At 66.6% G+C, this 15838-nt stretch carries 25 protein-coding genes; 3 read left to right on the forward strand and 22 right to left on the reverse strand.

Features of this window, described 5'->3' with window-relative positions; genetic code table 11:
• Positions 1-31: 31 nt before the first annotated feature.
• The 8 genes from AC3WQR_RS23425 to AC3WQR_RS23460 all read right to left on the reverse strand — a co-directional run bounded on the left by AC3WQR_RS23425 (position 32) and on the right by AC3WQR_RS23460 (position 5327).
• Entirely contained in the window at positions 32-412 is a 381-nt protein-coding gene (locus AC3WQR_RS23425) for a hypothetical protein (protein WP_492743982.1), read from the reverse strand.
• 5 nt (positions 413-417) lie between these two features.
• Positions 418-909 (reverse strand): DUF4260 domain-containing protein, encoded by a 492-nt coding sequence (locus tag AC3WQR_RS23430; RefSeq protein WP_095747040.1) that lies wholly within the window; start codon positions 907-909, stop codon positions 418-420.
• Positions 902-1366 carry a Spy/CpxP family protein refolding chaperone gene (locus AC3WQR_RS23435; RefSeq protein ID WP_159279625.1) on the reverse strand — a complete coding sequence of 155 codons (465 nt, stop codon included), beginning with the start codon at positions 1364-1366 and terminating at the stop codon, positions 902-904. Before AC3WQR_RS23435 ends, AC3WQR_RS23430 begins: the two co-directional genes overlap by 8 nt.
• 89 nt (positions 1367-1455) lie before the next feature.
• On the reverse strand, positions 1456-1839 hold the full coding sequence (locus AC3WQR_RS23440; protein ID WP_062478905.1) for a hypothetical protein: 384 nt from the start codon (positions 1837-1839) through the stop codon (positions 1456-1458).
• A 247-nt stretch (positions 1840-2086) separates the two neighbouring features.
• Positions 2087-3898: a phosphoenolpyruvate--protein phosphotransferase gene (gene ptsP / locus AC3WQR_RS23445; RefSeq protein WP_492687402.1), complete on the reverse strand. Its 1812-nt coding sequence runs from the start codon at positions 3896-3898 to the stop codon at positions 2087-2089.
• A gap of 10 nt (positions 3899-3908) precedes the next feature.
• The gene (locus AC3WQR_RS23450) at positions 3909-4178 is read right to left on the reverse strand and encodes an HPr family phosphocarrier protein (RefSeq protein WP_062478901.1); all 270 of its coding nucleotides are present in this window, start codon (positions 4176-4178) and stop codon (positions 3909-3911) included.
• Positions 4147-4602 carry a PTS sugar transporter subunit IIA gene (locus tag AC3WQR_RS23455; protein ID WP_062478898.1) on the reverse strand — a complete coding sequence of 152 codons (456 nt, stop codon included), beginning with the start codon at positions 4600-4602 and terminating at the stop codon, positions 4147-4149. Before AC3WQR_RS23455 ends, AC3WQR_RS23450 begins: the two co-directional genes overlap by 32 nt.
• Positions 4603-4790: 188 nt before the next feature.
• A complete protein-coding gene (locus AC3WQR_RS23460) occupies positions 4791-5327 on the reverse strand; it encodes a hypothetical protein (RefSeq protein ID WP_159274724.1) in 537 nt (178 codons plus the stop codon).
• Between the two features lie 102 nt (positions 5328-5429).
• Here AC3WQR_RS23460 and AC3WQR_RS23465 point away from each other — a divergent pair, with 102 nt between their 5' ends.
• Positions 5430-5927, forward strand: a complete 498-nt coding sequence (locus tag AC3WQR_RS23465) for a TlpA disulfide reductase family protein (RefSeq protein WP_070061896.1) — start codon at positions 5430-5432, stop codon at positions 5925-5927.
• Positions 5928-5992: 65 nt separating this feature from the next.
• On the opposite strand, the gene AC3WQR_RS23470 is transcribed toward AC3WQR_RS23465, so the two are convergent.
• On the reverse strand, positions 5993-6439 hold the full coding sequence (locus AC3WQR_RS23470) for a c-type cytochrome (RefSeq protein ID WP_062478890.1): 447 nt from the start codon (positions 6437-6439) through the stop codon (positions 5993-5995).
• A 160-nt stretch (positions 6440-6599) separates the two neighbouring features.
• Between AC3WQR_RS23470 and AC3WQR_RS23475 the strand changes: the two genes are divergently transcribed.
• Positions 6600-7307 (forward strand): cytochrome b/b6 domain-containing protein, encoded by a 708-nt coding sequence (locus AC3WQR_RS23475; protein ID WP_062478887.1) that lies wholly within the window; start codon positions 6600-6602, stop codon positions 7305-7307.
• Entirely contained in the window at positions 7304-7894 is a 591-nt protein-coding gene (locus AC3WQR_RS23480; RefSeq protein ID WP_492743987.1) for a GNAT family N-acetyltransferase, read from the forward strand. Before AC3WQR_RS23475 ends, AC3WQR_RS23480 begins: the two co-directional genes overlap by 4 nt.
• A 7-nt stretch (positions 7895-7901) precedes the next feature.
• Here AC3WQR_RS23480 and AC3WQR_RS23485 read toward each other — a convergent pair whose 3' ends face one another.
• From AC3WQR_RS23485 to AC3WQR_RS23545, 13 genes are all read right to left on the reverse strand, one after another.
• On the reverse strand, positions 7902-8408 hold the full coding sequence (locus AC3WQR_RS23485; protein WP_159274727.1) for a peroxiredoxin: 507 nt from the start codon (positions 8406-8408) through the stop codon (positions 7902-7904).
• Positions 8409-8491: 83 nt separating this feature from the next.
• Entirely contained in the window at positions 8492-8761 is a 270-nt protein-coding gene (rpsQ, locus tag AC3WQR_RS23490) for a 30S ribosomal protein S17 (RefSeq protein ID WP_062478880.1), read from the reverse strand.
• 9 nt (positions 8762-8770) lie between these two features.
• Positions 8771-8980 (reverse strand): 50S ribosomal protein L29, encoded by a 210-nt coding sequence (gene rpmC, locus AC3WQR_RS23495; protein ID WP_056577224.1) that lies wholly within the window; start codon positions 8978-8980, stop codon positions 8771-8773.
• Positions 8981-9035: 55 nt separating this feature from the next.
• Complete coding sequence (gene rplP / locus AC3WQR_RS23500) at positions 9036-9452, reverse strand: 50S ribosomal protein L16 (RefSeq protein ID WP_007838137.1); 417 nt, start codon at positions 9450-9452, stop codon at positions 9036-9038.
• 52 nt (positions 9453-9504) lie between these two features.
• Positions 9505-10416 carry a 30S ribosomal protein S3 gene (rpsC, locus tag AC3WQR_RS23505; protein ID WP_062478877.1) on the reverse strand — a complete coding sequence of 304 codons (912 nt, stop codon included), beginning with the start codon at positions 10414-10416 and terminating at the stop codon, positions 9505-9507.
• Positions 10417-10433: 17 nt separating this feature from the next.
• A complete protein-coding gene (gene rplV, locus AC3WQR_RS23510) occupies positions 10434-10766 on the reverse strand; it encodes a 50S ribosomal protein L22 (RefSeq protein ID WP_007838134.1) in 333 nt (110 codons plus the stop codon).
• 9 nt (positions 10767-10775) lie between these two features.
• Positions 10776-11054 (reverse strand): 30S ribosomal protein S19, encoded by a 279-nt coding sequence (gene rpsS, locus AC3WQR_RS23515; RefSeq protein ID WP_062478874.1) that lies wholly within the window; start codon positions 11052-11054, stop codon positions 10776-10778.
• 10 nt (positions 11055-11064) lie between these two features.
• Complete coding sequence (gene rplB, locus AC3WQR_RS23520; protein WP_056576555.1) at positions 11065-11889, reverse strand: 50S ribosomal protein L2; 825 nt, start codon at positions 11887-11889, stop codon at positions 11065-11067.
• A gap of 2 nt (positions 11890-11891) precedes the next feature.
• A complete protein-coding gene (rplW, locus tag AC3WQR_RS23525; protein ID WP_056576559.1) occupies positions 11892-12227 on the reverse strand; it encodes a 50S ribosomal protein L23 in 336 nt (111 codons plus the stop codon).
• The gene (gene rplD, locus AC3WQR_RS23530; protein WP_062478869.1) at positions 12224-12844 is read right to left on the reverse strand and encodes a 50S ribosomal protein L4; all 621 of its coding nucleotides are present in this window, start codon (positions 12842-12844) and stop codon (positions 12224-12226) included. The genes rplW and rplD overlap by 4 nt, the downstream gene beginning before the upstream one ends.
• A complete protein-coding gene (rplC, locus tag AC3WQR_RS23535) occupies positions 12844-13524 on the reverse strand; it encodes a 50S ribosomal protein L3 (RefSeq protein ID WP_062478866.1) in 681 nt (226 codons plus the stop codon). Before rplC ends, rplD begins: the two co-directional genes overlap by 1 nt.
• A gap of 237 nt (positions 13525-13761) precedes the next feature.
• The gene (locus tag AC3WQR_RS23540; protein ID WP_062478864.1) at positions 13762-14316 is read right to left on the reverse strand and encodes a hypothetical protein; all 555 of its coding nucleotides are present in this window, start codon (positions 14314-14316) and stop codon (positions 13762-13764) included.
• Between the two features lie 17 nt (positions 14317-14333).
• Positions 14334-15838, reverse strand: a 1505-nt coding sequence (locus AC3WQR_RS23545; protein WP_492743990.1) for a hypothetical protein, incomplete at its 5' end; no start/stop codon positions are given.

The following is a 15838-nucleotide window of genomic DNA, read 5'->3' on the forward strand; positions in this document are numbered from 1 at the left end:
GCAAAGAGAGCGCGAATGGCAAGGCTTGCAATCAATCCGGCCGGCATCGCACCGTCCAGACCAGGCCGGCGGCGAGGCCGGCGAGCAAGAGCACGTGATAGACCACGTCGGGCACCGTGCGCGGGCCGATGCCCGCGACGATGGTGCCCAGGCCGACCAGCGTGCCCAGCAGGGCAAAGCCCTGTCCGGCGATCGCCGCCGTGCGGGCATGCGCGGGGCGGCGCCAGGTTTCGAGCGCCGCGAGCACCAGCACGGTGGCGATCACGGCCTCGGCGGTGCGCGCCTGCGGATGCGCGTGGCCGGCCACGAGCCAGCCGCCGTGCACCGCCGACGCGACGGCGAGCGTGAGCGCCTCGCCCAGCATCACGGTGCGCGCGAGCGCGGGGCGCGTCGAAGGACGCGAACGGGCCACGGCACTCACCACGGATCGGCGCGGCCGATGCGGCCGAGGTGGGTGGACGCAAAACCGGTCGCGTACTTCAGGCCGAAGCCCAGCGCATGGTCGAGCCCGACGCGGGCCAGCCAGATCAGGCCGCCGGCCACCGCCCACGGCTGCGCCGCGAACACGCCCAGCGCCAGCAGCAGCACCGGCCCGATCAGCGCGTGCGCGGCGTTGTACAGCGCCGCGCCGACACGCGGCCCCGCGAGGTAGCCGAGCAGCGAAAGGTCGGGTGCGAACAGCCAGAGCGCGAACACGCCCCAGCCCATGCCGAACTGGGCATAGCCGACCAGCGCCACCGCGAGCACCACCGCGCCTTCGAAGCGCAGCACGGTGCGCACGCCGTCCATGGCCGGTGCTTCGGGTTCGCGGGACACCACGGAGGCGACGTGGTGCTGCGGCGCCCGCAGAGCGGGTCGATGCAGCGACACGAAGCGCGCCCAGCCCGGGGGCGAGCCGATTTCAGCCATGACGGTTCCAGCGGCGGCCACCGCGGTCCATGAAGTCGCGCACCTTCTGCTGTTGCGCCGGGTTCAGGTGGTCGAAGAAATCGGCCGCGGCGGCGATGACCTCCGGGCTGCCGGTGCGCACCACGGCAGTCTTCTCTTCGATCAGGCGTGCGGCGCCGGCCTGGTCGAGCGTGTTGCCCGCGAACAGGGCCTTGAACTGCGAGCGCGGATCGCCCGAGCCGCCCGCACCGCGCATCGCCTGGCGCTGCGCCTGCAGCTTCTCGGCGAGCACGGTGAGCTTCTGCTTCTGCGCGGCGTCGAGTTCGAGCTTGCTGCCGACACGCTCGACCATCTTGGCGCGGAACTCGGCGCTGTCGCCGCCCCAGCCGTGGCGGTGGCCGGCACAGCCGGCGATGCTGCCGGCGACGACGGCCAGGCCGGCGAATCCGAACAGGGTGCGTTTGATCCAGTGCTTCATGGGGGTGCTCCTTCATGCGCCCCTGCGCGGGGCTGCTTCAGTGATGGACGAGGCGACGGCGGCGCCGCCCGGGGCGCCGCATCGTCGGCTCAGAGACGGTTGCCGCTGTCGCGCGCGGCGGCGGCACGCGCGTCGACGGGGTTCTGCATCGTCGAGATGACCTTGCTGTTCACGCGCGAACCGGAGGTCACGTTCTGGTCGGGGGCGGCGGCGGTGCGCACGGCTTCGGCGATGACGCGGGCGCGGTCGGTCGACACGGCCACGGTCTCGGGGCCGCGCGAACCGCGCACGACGTTCTGGTCGGGGGCGGCGGCGGCGCGCACGGCTTCAGCGTTGACATCGGCGCGGCTCATGGCCGACACGGGCGCGTGGACGCCCTCGTAGCTTTCAGCCTTGGCGCCGGCGGCGGCGAGCATGGCGAAGGAACCGACAGCAACGAGCTGCGCGAGGGAGAAGGACGACTTGACGATCATGATGCAGGCCTTTCTTTCAGGGGTTGGAAGAGGAGACCTGATGGTGCGCGTCGATGCCCCGAGAGTCCTTTCACCCCCGTATCGCCGTATTTCGGTTTGTTTCACCAGGATTGGCTCGGCCCCAGGCTGCGCGCACTTCGTGTCGCTTCGCCAACCCCCTACCGGGGGCAACACCGACGGCCCGGCAAAGCCGGTTCCGTGGTGTTCCTGGTGCTTGCGTCCCACCGCGAAGGGCGGGGTTACGGGCTCAGCCCGCGAGTGCGGCCGCGGGATCGTCCGCGTCGAGCACGCCCTGCGCCCAGGGCTCGAGCTTGCCGGTGTCGGCGCGCAGCACTTCCTGCTTCACGGCCAGGATGCGCGAGGGGTGCATGGAGAAGCTGCGCAGGCCCAGGCCCAGCAGCAGGCGCGTGAAGGCGACGTCACCGGCCATCTCGCCGCACACCGACACGCCCTTGCCCTGGCGGCGGCACTCGGTGATGGTGTCGGCCACGAGCTTGAGCACCGCGGGGTGCGCGGGGTCGTACAGGTGGGCGACGGCCTCGTCGGCGCGGTCGATGGCCAGCGTGTACTGGATCAGGTCGTTGGTGCCGATCGAGAGGAAGTCGAAGTGCTTCAGGAAGGTCTTGAGCGTGAGCGCGGCGGCCGGGATCTCGATCATGGCGCCGAGCTTGACCGGGCCGTACACGGCGCCGCGGTTGTCGAGTTCGGCGCGCGCGAAGTCGATCAGCGACAGCGTCTGGCGGATCTCGCTGGCGTGCGCGAGCATCGGAATGAGCAGGTGGATCTCGCCATGCGCCGCCGCGCGCAGGATGGCGCGCAGCTGCGTGAGGAACATCGCCGGATCGGCCAGACTCCAGCGGATGGCACGCAGGCCGAGCGCGGGGTTCAGGTGCTCCTGTTTGCTGCCCGATTTACCGTCCAGCGGCTTGTCGGCGCCCACGTCGATGGTGCGGATGGTGACGGGCATGCCCTGCATGCCCTCGACCGCGCGCTTGTAGGCCTGGTACTGCTCTTCCTCGTCGGGCAGGCGCGTCTGGCGCGCCGAGTTCTCGCGGCCCATGAAGAGAAATTCGCTGCGAAAGAGGCCCACGCCCACGGCGCCGGCCTTGACGGCGCCGGCCGTGTCCTCGGGCATCTCGATGTTGGCCAGCAGGTCGACGCGCTGGCCGTCGAGCGTGACGGCCGGCTTGTGGCGCAGCCGCGCGAGCCGGCCGCGCTCGAGGTCGCCCTGGCGCTGCTTGAAGCCGTACTCGGCCAGGATGATCGGCGACGGGTCGACGATCATCACGCCGGCCTCGCCGTCGATGATCACCCAGTCGTCCTGGCGCACCAGCTGGCTCGCGGAGCGCGCGCCGACGATGGCCGGGATGTCCATGCTGCGCGCGACGATGGCGGTGTGCGAGGTGCGCCCGCCCACGTCGGTGACGAAGCCCGCGAACACGCTCTTCTTGAACTGCAGCATGTCGGCCGGCGAGAGGTCGTGCGCGATGAGTACCAGCGGCACGTCGAAGCCGTCGCCCGCGGTGGGGTCGTCGTCTTCGTCGTCGTGGTCGTGATGGGCGGCGGCGCGCTTGCGCCGCGGCGGGCTCGGCGCGAGCACGGCGGCCGTGCCCTTCATGCGATGCAGCATGCGCTCGACCACCTGTTCGAGGTCCGCCTTGCGCTCGCGCAGGTACGGGTCCTCCATCTCGTCGAACTGGCGCGCGATGATCTCGAGCTGCGTGGTCAGCGCCCATTCGGCGTTGTACAGCCGCTCGCTGATCCAGTGCTTCACGCCGCCGCTGAGCACGTCGTCCTGCAGCAGCATCTGGTGCACCTCGAGCAGCGCCGCAAGCTCGTGCGGCGCGTCGTTCGGGCCCATCTGCGCCACGCTGGCCTGCAGCTTGGTGAGCTCGTCGGCCACCGCGTTGCGCGCGGTGCGCACACGGTCGATCTCGGTCTCGATCTCTTCGGGCTTGATGAAGTAGTGCGCCACGTCGATGCGGCTGGACACGACCAGCACCGCGCGGCCGATGGCAATGCCACGGGCGACCGGGAGACCGTGGACTGCGAAGGTCATGCGCGGGTCCTTATTCGCCTTCGCCGAACTTGTCGTCCATCAGTTGGACGATGGCGTTCATGGCTTCGTCTTCCTGCGGGCCGTTGGTCTCGAGCTCGACGGTCACGCCGAGGCCGGCGGCCAGCATCATGACGCCCATGATGCTCTTGGCGTTGATGCGGCGGTCGCCGCGCGACAGCCACACCTCGCAGGGGAAGCTGCCGGCGAGCTTGGTCAGCTTGGCCGACGCGCGTGCGTGCAGGCCCAGCTTATTGCTGATGGTCACGGATTTCTTGATCACTGTGCTTTCTTTTCGCCTGGTTCTGGGGAGCCGCCACCGCCACCTGCATCACGCCGGCGGTGCCGCCCGCGAGGGCCCGCTGCACCAGGGTGTCGAGCGGTTCGTGGCGGTAGGTGACGGCGCGCAGCAGCATCGGCAGGTTGACACCGGCCACGAGCCGCGAGCGCACGCCGTCCACCAGCTTCTGCGCCACGTTGCAGGGCGTGGCGCCGAACACGTCGGCCAGCACCAGCACTTGCGAGCGCGGGGCATGCAGCTGCTGCGCGAGCGTGATGCGCGCGGCGGCCAGCGTTTCCTCGGGCGACACGTTGGGCAGCACGTCGAGGGCCACGACGGCCTGTTCGCAGTCGGGGAACACATGCAGCGCGCACTGCCGCAGCGCCTGTGCGAACGGGGAGTGGGCAATGATGAGGATGCTGTTCATGCGGCTCGGAGGACGACGCGTCGATTATGCGGGGGCGCCCAAAGGAAGTAGAGACATCGAGGACACAACGCGGCAGCCAGGGAAGACGGCCAATTCGGGCGCGTGGCCAGGGTGTCGATTGGCGCGGCGGCAACAGCTATGAAAACGATAGCTGGCCCGCGCATCGCGGCCCGCCGGCCGGCCCTCGCTCATGGCAGGCGCAGGCCCTCGAAGAAGGTCTTGGTCGCCTCGGGCGAGGACGGGCGGCCGAGCACGGTGGCCTGGTAGAGCGACACGCTGCCGTCTTTCTGCGACTGCGCGAACCAGAGCACCTGGACCGGCGCCACGCCCTGCTGCGCCGATTGCCCGTCGAGCCGCCACGGTGCGGGAACGGCCGTGGCGCGCGGCAAGGTGGCCGGCCCCTGGATCACCTGCGCGACGCCCAGCTGGCCGTGCGTGGCCGTGCGCCAGGCCGTGAGCCAGGCCTCGGCCTGCGCCGGGCTGGTCGCGGCGGCATGGGCCACGGCGAAGGTCGCGCCGCCGGCTTCGCAGCCGGTCATGTCGACCTGCACCGACTCGGCGCCCAGCGGCACCGCGCGCTGGGCGCGGTCGGCCTTGCAGGGCAGCAGCGCGACCAGGCCGGCGTCGGCGATCGGCACTTCGCGCCAGTTGAAGGTGGGGCTGCAGGCGCCCAGCGCGGCGGCCAGGGCCAGCACGGGCCAGGAGGGGGAAGGAAGCGAGGGCATCGGAGGACGATTATCGAGCGGCCTTCGGGGAATGAAGCGGGTGTGCCGGCGCGTTCCGGCACGCGGAACTAAAATCGCGCCGCCTCTCTCCTTCAGGTGCCCATGAAAAAATACATCGCTGCCGCCGCCGTCGTGATCGCCCTGGCCGCCGGCGTGGGCGTGTACCTCGGTTCGGGCAGCACCGCCGCCCCGGCCTCGACCTTCGTGCTGCTCGACGGCACCACCAAGAGCACGGCCGACCTGAAGGGCAAGGTCACGCTGGTCAACTTCTGGGCCACCAGCTGCGTGACCTGCGTGGCCGAGATGCCCAAGGTGATCTCGACCTACGACAAGTACAAGTCCAAGGGCTATGACACGCTGGCGGTGGCCATGAGCTACGACCCGCCGAGCTACGTCGTCAACTTCGCCGAAACCCGCAAGCTGCCGTTCAAGGTGGCGATCGACAACACTGGCAGCGTGGCGCAGGCCTGGGGCGACGTGAAGCTCACACCGACCACCTTCATTGTCAACAAGAAGGGCGAGATCGTGAAGCGCTACGTGGGCGAGCCCGACTTTGCCGAGCTGCACAAGCTGATCGAAAAGCTCCTGGCCGAGGCCTGACCTTCGGCCCCAGAAAAGCAAAAGGCGCTCCGAGGAGCGCCTTTTTCGTGGCGAAAGCCCGCGGCTTACTGGTTGCGGAAGCTGTCGTGGCAGGCCTTGCAGCTCGCGCCGGTCGGGCCGAACTGGGCCTTGAGCGCGTCGATGTTGCCGGCCTTAGCGGCAACCACCAGCTTGCCGGTCTCGGCGATCACCTTGTCCTGGTGTTCCTTGAACTTCGCGGCTTCCTTCCAGACCTCGGGCTTGGCCTTGCCGCCCTCGGTGCCGGCGCCAAAGCCGGCCCAGGGCAGCTTGGCCATGTCGGCGACGATCTCGGCGTTGGCGGCCGCAGCGGCGGCGTCGTAGGGCGCCCGGCCGTTGGCCATGGCGCCGAGGCGGCCGAAGTGCTGGGCCATCACGAACAGCGCGCTCTGGCGGTACTTGATGGCATCTTCGGGCTTGGCAAACTGTGCCGCGGCGGGCAGGGACATCGCAGCGCAGGCGGCTGCAAGGGCGAACGAAGCAAAACGGGTCATCGTGGGTCCTTGTGTGGGGGTTTGGGCACCGTCGAACGCGGTGCTGCAGGCAGTGTAGGGGCTGCCCGTGTCGGGCGCATAGCAACAACCCGGTGGAACGACCGGGCCGGACTTTGCTAATCTGCGCCTTCCGCAGCCTCGCGCCCCGGCGCCTTTTTCGATGACCGACACCCTCTCGGTGGCCCGCACACGCGTCTGGGACCTGCCGACCCGCCTCTTTCACTGGGCGCTCGCCTTCGCCGTGATCGGCCTGATCGTGACGGGCCTGAACGGCATCATGGAATGGCATTTCCGCCTCGGCTACACCGTGCTGGCGCTGCTGCTGTTCCGGCTGATCTGGGGGGTCGTGGGCGGGCGCTGGTCGCGCTTCGCGGCCTTCATCTATGCGCCGGGCTCGGTCATCGCCTACCTGCGCGGCAAGTCGCACCCCGACCACCTGATCGGCCACACGCCGCTGGGCGCGCTGTCGGTGTTCGCGGTGCTGGCGCTGTTGATCCTGCAGGTCGCCACCGGGCTGATGGCCGACGACGAGATTTCCGCCTCCGGGCCGCTGACCCGCTTCGTGTCGGGCGCCATGGTGAGCCTGGCGACGGGCTGGCACAAGGCGCAGGGCAAGTGGATCGTGATCGCCCTGGTGAGCCTGCATGTGCTGGCGGTGCTGTTCTATGTGCTGGTCAAGCGGCACCGGCTCGTCGGGCCAATGCTGTCGGGTGACAAGCTGGTGGTCGCCGGTGCGGCCTCCAACGGGAATGGCAATGGCAACGGCGTGGCTCCGAGCCGCGACGATGCGGTGTCGCGCACGCTGGCGCTGGTGCTGTTCGCGCTGTGCGCGGGCGTGGCGTTCTGGGTGGCTTCGTTGCGCGTATGAGCGGCTTTTCCGTCTCCCGCCCGCTGCCGCTGTCGGACACGCCGGCGGTGGTGCTGCTCACGCCCGACGAACCGCATGAAGTCAACGCCGTGCGCGCCATCTTCCGCGACTACGCGGGCTCGCTGGCCATCGACCTCGGCTTCCAGGATTTCGACGGCGAGCTGGCCGGACTCCCCGGCGAGTACGCCGAGCCGCGCGGCACCTTGCTGCTGGCGCTGGTCGATCCCGCCCATGTGAACGAAGACGCCGGCCGCGCCGCACCCACGCTGAAGCGCGCCGACGGCACGCTCGCCCACGTGGCGGGCTGCTGCGCGCTGCGCCCGATCGACAGCACGGACTACGCGAACGCGGCGGAAATGAAACGGTTGTATGTGCGCCCCGGGTTCCGGGGGCTCGGGCTCGGCCGGCAGCTGGCCGAGGCCATCCTCGATGCGGCCCGCAGCGCAGGCTATGCCTGCGTGCTGCTCGACACCCTCGACGACATGGAGTCGGCGCGCGCCCTCTACGAAGACCTGGGCTTCGCGGAGGTGCCGCCCTACTATCACAACCCCGTCGCCGGGGCTCACTACCTCAAGGTAGAGCTGTAGGCCGGGCTCAGCCGCGGGCTTGCGCCAGCAGCGTGTCGGCGTCGCTCACTTCGAACTTGCCCGGGCCTTCGACGTTCAGCGTCGCGACCTTGCCGTCCTTCACGAGCATCGAGTAGCGGTTGCTGCGCAGGCCCATGCCGCGGCCGGTCAGGTCCAGCGTGAGGCCGGTGGCTTTTGCGAAGTCCGCACTGCCGTCGGCCAGCATGCGCACCTTGGCGCCGGTCTTCTGGTCGCGCGCCCAGGCGCCCATCACGAACGCGTCGTTCACGCTCACGCACCAGATCTCGTCCACGCCGGCGGCCTTGAAGTCCTCGAAGTGCTGCACGTAGCCCGGCACATGCTTGGCCGAGCAGGTGGGCGTGAAGGCGCCCGGCAGTGCGAACAGCGCGATGGTCTTGCCCGCCGTGGCCTTGGTCACGTCGACCGGGTTCGGGCCGATGCTGCAGCCCTCGCCCTCCACTTCGGAATATTCCTGCAGGGTGGCCGAAGGAAGGGTGTCGCCGACTTTGATCATGTGAATTGCTCCTGAAAAAGAAAAACGGCCCACATTGTGGGCCGTTTCCGGATGGGTTGCCTCAAGGGCGACCGAGTGCCTGATCAGACCAGGACGGCCTTCTCGACCAGACGGGTCACGACCCAGTTCTTGGTCTTCGAGATCGGACGGCTTTCCGTGATCTCGATGGTGTCGCCGAGGTGGTACTCGCCCTTTTCGTCATGGGCGTGGTACTTGCTCGTCTTGGCCACGATCTTGCCGTAGAGCTCGTGCTTCACACGGCGCTCGACCAGCACGGTCACGGTCTTGGCACGCTTGTCGCTGACCACCTTGCCGATCAAGGTGCGCTTGAGGGATTTTTTAGCTTCCGTCATGTTCACTCCTTACTTGGCGGCTTGGGTCTCTTGCTCTTTCTGAGCAAGAATGGTCTTGGCGCGAGCGATGTCGCGACGCGTCACGCGCAGCGTCGTGGTGTTCGACAGCTGTTGCGTGGCCTTCTGCATGCGCAGGCCGAAATGGGCCTTCTGCAGATCCTTGATTTCGGCTTGCAGGCCTGCGACGTCCTTCGTGCGCAGGGTTGCGGCCTTCGTCACCTTGGCCGAAGCCGCGGTTTCTTTCTTCTTACGTGTTGCCATGGATGTTCTCCTCTCAGGCGCCGAGCTGGCGAGCGACGAACGTCGTGCGCAGCGGAAGCTTGGCGGCGGCCAGGCGGAACGCTTCGCGGGCGAGTTCTTCGGGCACGCCGACGATCTCGAACACGATCTTGCCAGGCTGGATTTCAGCGACGTAGTACTCGGGGTTGCCCTTACCGTTACCCATCCGCACTTCAGCGGGCTTGGTAGAGATCGGCTTGTCCGGGAACACGCGGATCCAGATACGGCCACCGCGCTTCACGTGACGCGAAATCGCGCGACGAGCGGCTTCGATCTGGCGCGCCGTGAGGCGACCGCGGTCGGTGCATTTGAGACCGAAGTCACCGAACGCAACCGAGTTACCCGTGGTTGCGATGCCGGTGTTGCGGCCCTTTTGTTCCTTGCGGAACTTTCTGCGTGCAGGTTGCAGCATGTTTTGTTACTCCGTGAGGGCCCCAGGCACTTGCGTGCCCGGGAGCGACCGATTACTCGGTCTTGGCACCGTCCGCTGCTGCAGCGGGCGCGGCTTTGCGGACGCGCTTAACGGCGGGTTTCGAGTCTGCACCGGCACCGCCGGTTGCTTCTGCGGGCTTGTCGCTGCCATCGGCCGGAGCGGTGTTGCCACCGATCGGACCACGGGCACCGGCACGGGGGCCGGGACCACGACGGTCGCCACCCGGACGGTCGCCAGGGCGACCATCACGGCGGGGACCACGCGGGCGGCGCTCTTCGTCCGGACGCGGCGTTTCGACGGCCGGCAGGTCGTTGCGACCCAGCGTGTCGCCCTTGTAGACCCAGACCTTGACGCCGATGACGCCGTAGGTGGTCTTGGCTTCCGAGGTGCCGTAGTCGATGTCGGCGCGCAGGGTGTGAAGCGGCACGCGGCCTTCGCGGTACCACTCGGTACGTGCGATTTCGATGCCGTTCAGGCGGCCAGCCGACATGATCTTGATGCCCAGGGCACCCAGACGCATGGCGTTCTGCATGGCGCGCTTCATGGCGCGGCGGAACATGATCCGCTTTTCGAGCTGCTGCGTGATGCTGTCGGCGATCAGCTGCGCATCGATTTCGGGCTTGCGCACTTCTTCGATGTTGACCGCAACCGGCACGCCGAGCTGCTTGCCCAGTTCGCGCTTGAGGTTCTCGATGTCTTCGCCCTTCTTGCCGATCACGACGCCCGGACGAGCCGAGTAGATCGTGATGCGTGCGTTCTTGGCGGGACGCTCGATCATGACGCGCGACACCGAAGCGTTCTTCAGCTTCTTCTTCAGGTATTCGCGAACCTTGATGTCTTCGGCCAGCATGCCCGCGAAATCGCGGTCGCTTGCGTACCAACGGCTGGACCAGTTACGGGTGACCGCAAGGCGGAACCCGGTTGGGTGGATTTTCTGTCCCATATTTCTTCCAGGCCTTCTTAGTTGCCAACCGTCACGTACACATGGCACGTGGGCTTGCTGATGCGATTGCCGCGACCCTTGGCGCGCGCCGTGAAGCGCTTGAGCGTTGCACCTTGCTCGACGTAGATGGTCTTGACCTTCAGCTCGTCGATGTCGGCACCGTCGTTGTGCTCGGCGTTGGCAATCGCCGACTCGAGCACCTTCTTGATGATCACAGCGGCCTTCTTCTGCGTGAATTGCAGAACGTTGAGCGCTTGATCGACCTTCTTGCCGCGGATCAGGTCCGCGACCAGACGGCCCTTGTCGACCGACAGGCGGACACCGCGGAGGACTGCACGTGTTTCAGACATGGTCGTTCCTTACTTCTTCTGGACTTTTTTGTCCGCGGGGTGCCCCTTGAACGTGCGCGTGAGCGCAAATTCGCCGAGCTTGTGGCCGACCATCTGGTCGGTGATGTACACGGGCACGTGTTGCTTGCCGTTGTGCACAGCGATGGTCAGACCGATGAACTCGGGCAGAACCATCGAGCGGCGCGACCAGGTCTTGATCGGCTTCTTGTCCTTGTTCGTCACGGCCTTGTCGGCCTTGGCCACGAGGTGGTGGTCGACGAAAGGACCCTTTTTGAGAGAGCGAGTCATTGGCTATCCCTTACTTCTTGCGACGCGACACGATGAAGACCTGCGTGCGCTTGTTGTTACGGGTGCGATAGCCCTTGGTCAGATTGCCCCACGGGTCGACAGGATGGCGGCCTTCGCCAGTCTTGCCTTCGCCACCACCGTGCGGGTGGTCGACCGGGTTCATCACCACGCCGCGAACGGTCGGGCGGATACCCATGTGACGCTTCACACCGGCCTTGCCGAGCTGGCGCAGGCTGTGTTCTTCGTTGGCCACTTCACCGATGGTCGCGCGGCATTCGATGTGAATGCGGCGGACTTCGCCCGAACGCATGCGGACCTGGGCGTACACGCCTTCACGGGCCAGCAGCGTGGCCGAGGTACCGGCCGAACGTGCGATCTGCGCGCCCTTGCCGGGTTGCAGTTCGATGCAGTGGATCGTCGAACCCACGGGGATGTTGCGGATCGGCAGGGTGTTGCCGGCGCGGATCGGGGCTTCGGCGCCCGACATCAGGGTTGCACCGGCTTCCAGACCGCGCGGGGCGATGATGTAGCGGCGCTCGCCGTCGGCGTAGCAGACCAGAGCGATGTGGGCGGTGCGGTTCGGGTCGTACTCGATGCGTTCGACCTTGGCCGGGATGCCGTCCTTGTTGCGCACGAAGTCGACAATGCGGTAGTGGTGCTTGGCACCACCGCCACGATGGCGGATCGTGATGTGACCGTTGTTGTTACGGCCGGCCTTCTGGAACTGGGGTTCCAGCAGGGCTGCGTGAGGCGCACCCTTGTGCAGGTGGTCACGCGAAATCTTCACCGCGCCGCGTTGGCCCGGCGAAGTGGGTTTCATCTTGATGACGGCCATGATTAAGCGCCTTCCCCGACGAGGTTGAGCTCTTGACCGGCCTTCAGCGTCACATAAGCCTTGCGCACGTTGTCGCGGCGGCCGATGGACTTGCCAAAGCGCTTGGTCTTGCCCTTGGTGTTGAGCACCGACACGCCCTGGACTTCGACCTTGAACATCAGTTCAACAGCGGCCTTGATCTCGGGCTTGGTGGCGTCTTGCAGCACCTTGAAAGTGACAGCGTTCGACTTCTCGCCGACCATCGTGGCCTTTTCGGACACGATCGGTGCGACCAGCACGTTCATGAGACGGCCTTCGTCGAACTTACGTTGTGCAGGGGTGGGGTTCACGCGGCTCATGCGAACATCTCCTTGAGCTTGTCGACGGCACCCTTGGTGACCAGCACCTTCTTGTAGTGAACCAGCGACACCGGATCGGCGTAACGGGGTTCGACCACGAGGATGTTGACCAGATTGCGCGAGGCAAGGTACAGGTTTTCGTCGACTTCTTCGGCGATCACGAGCACGGACTCGAGATTCATTGCCTTGAAACGGGCTGCCAGCGGCTTCGTCTTGGGCGAATCCACGGTCAGCGAATCGACCACGGCCAGACGGCCTTCGCGAGCGAGCTGCGAGAAGATGGAGGCCATGCCGGCGCGGTACATCTTCTTGTTGATCTTCTGCGAGAAGTTTTCGTCAGGCATGTTCGGGAAGATCCGGCCGCCTCCGCGCCACAGGGGCGAGGACGTCATACCGGCGCGGGCGCGGCCCGTTCCCTTTTGCTTGAAAGGCTTCTTGGTCGAGTGCTTGACCTGTTCGCGGTCCTTCTGGGCGCGCGTGCCTTGACGGGCGTTGGCCTGGAATGCAACGACGATCTGGTGGACCAGGTCTTCGTTGTAGTCACGGCCGAACACGGTCTCGGGGGCGTCGTACTTCGACGCGGCCTGGCCTTGTTCGTTCAGGAGTTCGAGTTGCATTACTTCGCTCCTTCAGCCGCTTGCGGCTTGGCCTTGATGGCGGGACGCACGGTGACGAAGCCACCCTTCGAACCCGGGATCGCGCCCTTGATGAGCAGCAGCTGACGTGCTTCGTCGATGCGGAACACGTCGAGGTTTTGCGTCGTGCGGGTGACGTCGCCGAGGTGGCCCGTCATGCGCTTGCCGGGGAACACGCGACCGGGGTCTTGTGCCATGCCGATCGAGCCGGGCACGTTGTGCGAACGGCTGTTACCGTGCGACGCGCGCTGCGAGCTCATGTTGTGACGTTTGATCGTGCCGGCGTAGCCCTTGCCGATGGTCGTGCCTTGCACGTCCACCTTCTGGCCCACGGAGAACACGCTGCTTGCCGCGATCACGCCGCCAGCCTTGTGCTGACCTGCGGTATCGGCGGTGACGCGGAATTCCTGGATGATTTCACCAGCTTCGACACCTGCCTTGGCAAGGTGGCCGGCTTGGGGCTTGGTCACGCGCGATGCTTTGCGCGAACCGAACGTCACCTGCAGGGCGACGTAGCCATCGGTCTCTTGGGACTTGATCTGGGTCACACGGTTGTTGGACACATCCACCACCGTGACAGGAACTGCGTCCCCGTCATCGGTGAAGAGACGCATCATCCCCACCTTGCGGCCCAGCAACCCGAGGGAGTTGCTCAGACTCATTTGTTTTCTCCAAAAATGGAAGACTTCCTTCGCCGCTGCCACTTCAATTGGCGACAGCGTTTGGCTGGTTTCCCGGCCTGCGAGAGAAGGTTGATAAATCTCCGCCGAAAGCGGCGACCGAACGGGCGCAACAAGGGCAGAGCCAGAGATTATAGCCCGCAGTCGAACCGGGGCGCAAGTGACCCTTTTCGGGCCGGATTCAGGGGGTTCCGGCCCCGTTTCGGGTGGCTTTCGGGCCTATTTCGCGGGCAGCGAGATGATGTTGTCGCCGCCTGGCAGCGACTTGATCTCGCCATTGGCCTTCATGGCGGGCGCCGCCGCGCCGGTCTGGATCGGGATGGAAATGGCACTGGTCCGACCAGCCTGCTTGATGAACACGTTCAGGTAGGCCAGACCGTCACCCTGGCTGACCACCGTGACGGAAGCGTCGGAGCGCTGCCCCGGCGGCAGGCTCAGCGACGCGCTGCCGGACAGCGTCAGGCCCGCATCGACCGTCAGCGTCACGCTGGCGCCCGCGGGGTCGCTGACGCCGTCGAACTGAAGAACGACGACCGTCGGCTTGCCGGCCTGAGGCGCGCCGTCCAGCCGGTACTGCAGCTTGACGCCGGAGTCATTGGGTTTTCTCGATGCGGTCACCCAGGGGGTGGCGGAGCCCTTCAGGCCTGCAGGCGACAACTTCGCGGTGGTGCGCGTCGGCGGCATCCCGTCAGCCAGGGCGCAGGCCGAGAGCGCGGACAGTGCAAGTCCCGCCGTCAGTGCGGCAGCCAGAGAGAGGCGAGTGTTCAGGATCATCGCGAGCCTTCCCTTCCTTATTGAACGAGCACGGTGAGGCACACCGGCGTAGCAGAGGAGCTCGTCATTGCGGCATCCCGCACCGCCAGAACGTACTCACCCGCGCTCAGGCTGACCCGGTTGCCCGACCGGGCGATCTCTCCGCCTCGGAAGACGTCGAAGTCCGGCAGCGTGGCGCCCCCGACCGTGACTTGGTAGTCCCGGTTCGCCGGCGCGGTGAAGCGCAGGTAGGCAATGTTGCCGAGCTTGTTGCCCGTGCCCGCCACGCTGGAGACACAGACGTTGTTGACCACCGCACCAACAGCCAAGGCCCGGTACATCGGCAGCACGCCGGGCACGCTGGGCAACCCGCCGTCGTTCGATTCGCCCGCGCCGAATGCATCGCTGGAGGTGATGTTCTGCGCGCTCAGCAGGCTGTTCAGCGCCGAGGCGTTGCCAGGCGACGTCGCATTGAACGCGGCGGCGAAGGCGTGGATCGACGTGACCGGCGCGCCGCTTCGGAACTGGAAGCCGGTTAAGGCGTCGTGGATGGGCTTGAAGCCGGCCTGCCGGTTGAGGTTCCACAGGATGGCCTGGACAGATGACTCGCGGGACCAGCCGGGATTGCTTGCAGGACCACGCGAGAGATCCAACGGGCTGCCCCCCCTTTGCTGCGGCAGCTTTGAGTCGACATAGTTGCTTCGTTCCAGGGCAATGCCTGACCACGCATTACCCCAACCCTCGGAGAAAGCAAGTCGCCGATCGAGACGATCGTCCATCGAATGCCCGCCTCCGATCGAGTCATCCCGACTGAAGGCCGATTGGTAGTAGTGCCCCCATTCGTGCGCGATCACTGGTGCATCGAACTCGTCGGTGTCCACATCCTCCTTGCCCAGCACGTAGATCTGCCGACCGTTGCTTCCGCTGTTGAAGAAGAAGGTCGTGCCAATCTGCCCCGCCGAAAGATTGATTCCGTCCGACGGCGCGTTGTTGACGCTCCAGAAAACCTTCAACGAAGGAAACGCCGAAGCCGGCGCCACCGACAGCACCTTCTGCATGGAGGTGTAGATCGTGTCGAGCACGGCGAACGGCGCTGCGACGCGCGTCCCGCTGTAGCCAGAACCTCCCCAGCCGCTGTCCGCACGCAGGTCGCGCGTCAATGCCACGCTTCCCGAAGAAAAGCTCGCCGACTGCATCGAGTACAGCGCATCGCTGCGCGTGTTGTCGCGCACCGTGACATCCCAGGTCGCGCCCGGACCGGTCCGGGTCAGCTGGGCCCGGACGCGCACGGTGATGTTCGTGTTCGCCGGCACCGAGACCGCGTAATTGCCACCGTCATCCGTGGTGGTCAACGCGAGCTGCGCCGATGTGGTGGCATCGAGCACCTCTACCGTGGCGCCGCGCACGGGCTTGGCCGTGGTGTTCGCGTACAGGAGGGGCCCGCTGTTGTTCGGCACCGAGTCGTAAGTGGCTTTCCCGCTCAGGGTGACCGGGTTCAGCACGATCGGCAGGCCGATGGGAAACCCACCGCCGCCTCCGCCAC

The sequence above is a fragment of the Variovorax sp. FW305-3-2-15-B-LB1 genome (assembly GCF_058787635.1).

Excerpts from the sequence above, each read along its gene's own strand:
- rplW (WP_056576559.1), bottom strand. The coding sequence starts at position 12,227 with ATGAGCCGCGTGAACCCCACCCCTGCACAACGTAAGTTCGACGAAGGC.
- AC3WQR_RS23475 (WP_062478887.1), top strand. The coding sequence starts at position 6,600 with ATGACCGACACCCTCTCGGTGGCCCGCACACGCGTCTGGGACCTGCCG.
- AC3WQR_RS23485 (WP_159274727.1), bottom strand. The coding sequence starts at position 8,408 with ATGATCAAAGTCGGCGACACCCTTCCTTCGGCCACCCTGCAGGAATAT.
- rplP (WP_007838137.1), bottom strand. The coding sequence starts at position 9,452 with ATGCTGCAACCTGCACGCAGAAAGTTCCGCAAGGAACAAAAGGGCCGC.
- AC3WQR_RS23455 (WP_062478898.1), bottom strand. The coding sequence starts at position 4,602 with ATGAACAGCATCCTCATCATTGCCCACTCCCCGTTCGCACAGGCGCTG.
- AC3WQR_RS23435 (WP_159279625.1), bottom strand. The coding sequence starts at position 1,366 with ATGAAGCACTGGATCAAACGCACCCTGTTCGGATTCGCCGGCCTGGCC.
- AC3WQR_RS23480 (WP_492743987.1), top strand. The coding sequence starts at position 7,304 with ATGAGCGGCTTTTCCGTCTCCCGCCCGCTGCCGCTGTCGGACACGCCG.
- ptsP (WP_492687402.1), bottom strand. The coding sequence starts at position 3,898 with ATGACCTTCGCAGTCCACGGTCTCCCGGTCGCCCGTGGCATTGCCATC.
- rplD (WP_062478869.1), bottom strand. The coding sequence starts at position 12,844 with ATGCAACTCGAACTCCTGAACGAACAAGGCCAGGCCGCGTCGAAGTAC.
- rpsC (WP_062478877.1), bottom strand. The coding sequence starts at position 10,416 with ATGGGACAGAAAATCCACCCAACCGGGTTCCGCCTTGCGGTCACCCGT.
- AC3WQR_RS23440 (WP_062478905.1), bottom strand. The coding sequence starts at position 1,839 with ATGATCGTCAAGTCGTCCTTCTCCCTCGCGCAGCTCGTTGCTGTCGGT.
- AC3WQR_RS23465 (WP_070061896.1), top strand. The coding sequence starts at position 5,430 with ATGAAAAAATACATCGCTGCCGCCGCCGTCGTGATCGCCCTGGCCGCC.
- AC3WQR_RS23460 (WP_159274724.1), bottom strand. The coding sequence starts at position 5,327 with ATGCCCTCGCTTCCTTCCCCCTCCTGGCCCGTGCTGGCCCTGGCCGCC.
- AC3WQR_RS23540 (WP_062478864.1), bottom strand. The coding sequence starts at position 14,316 with ATGATCCTGAACACTCGCCTCTCTCTGGCTGCCGCACTGACGGCGGGA.
- rplC (WP_062478866.1), bottom strand. The coding sequence starts at position 13,524 with ATGAGTCTGAGCAACTCCCTCGGGTTGCTGGGCCGCAAGGTGGGGATG.
- AC3WQR_RS23430 (WP_095747040.1), bottom strand. The coding sequence starts at position 909 with ATGGCTGAAATCGGCTCGCCCCCGGGCTGGGCGCGCTTCGTGTCGCTG.
- rpsS (WP_062478874.1), bottom strand. The coding sequence starts at position 11,054 with ATGACTCGCTCTCTCAAAAAGGGTCCTTTCGTCGACCACCACCTCGTG.
- AC3WQR_RS23470 (WP_062478890.1), bottom strand. The coding sequence starts at position 6,439 with ATGACCCGTTTTGCTTCGTTCGCCCTTGCAGCCGCCTGCGCTGCGATG.
- rplB (WP_056576555.1), bottom strand. The coding sequence starts at position 11,889 with ATGGCCGTCATCAAGATGAAACCCACTTCGCCGGGCCAACGCGGCGCG.
- rpsQ (WP_062478880.1), bottom strand. The coding sequence starts at position 8,761 with ATGACGGAAGCTAAAAAATCCCTCAAGCGCACCTTGATCGGCAAGGTG.
- rplV (WP_007838134.1), bottom strand. The coding sequence starts at position 10,766 with ATGTCTGAAACACGTGCAGTCCTCCGCGGTGTCCGCCTGTCGGTCGAC.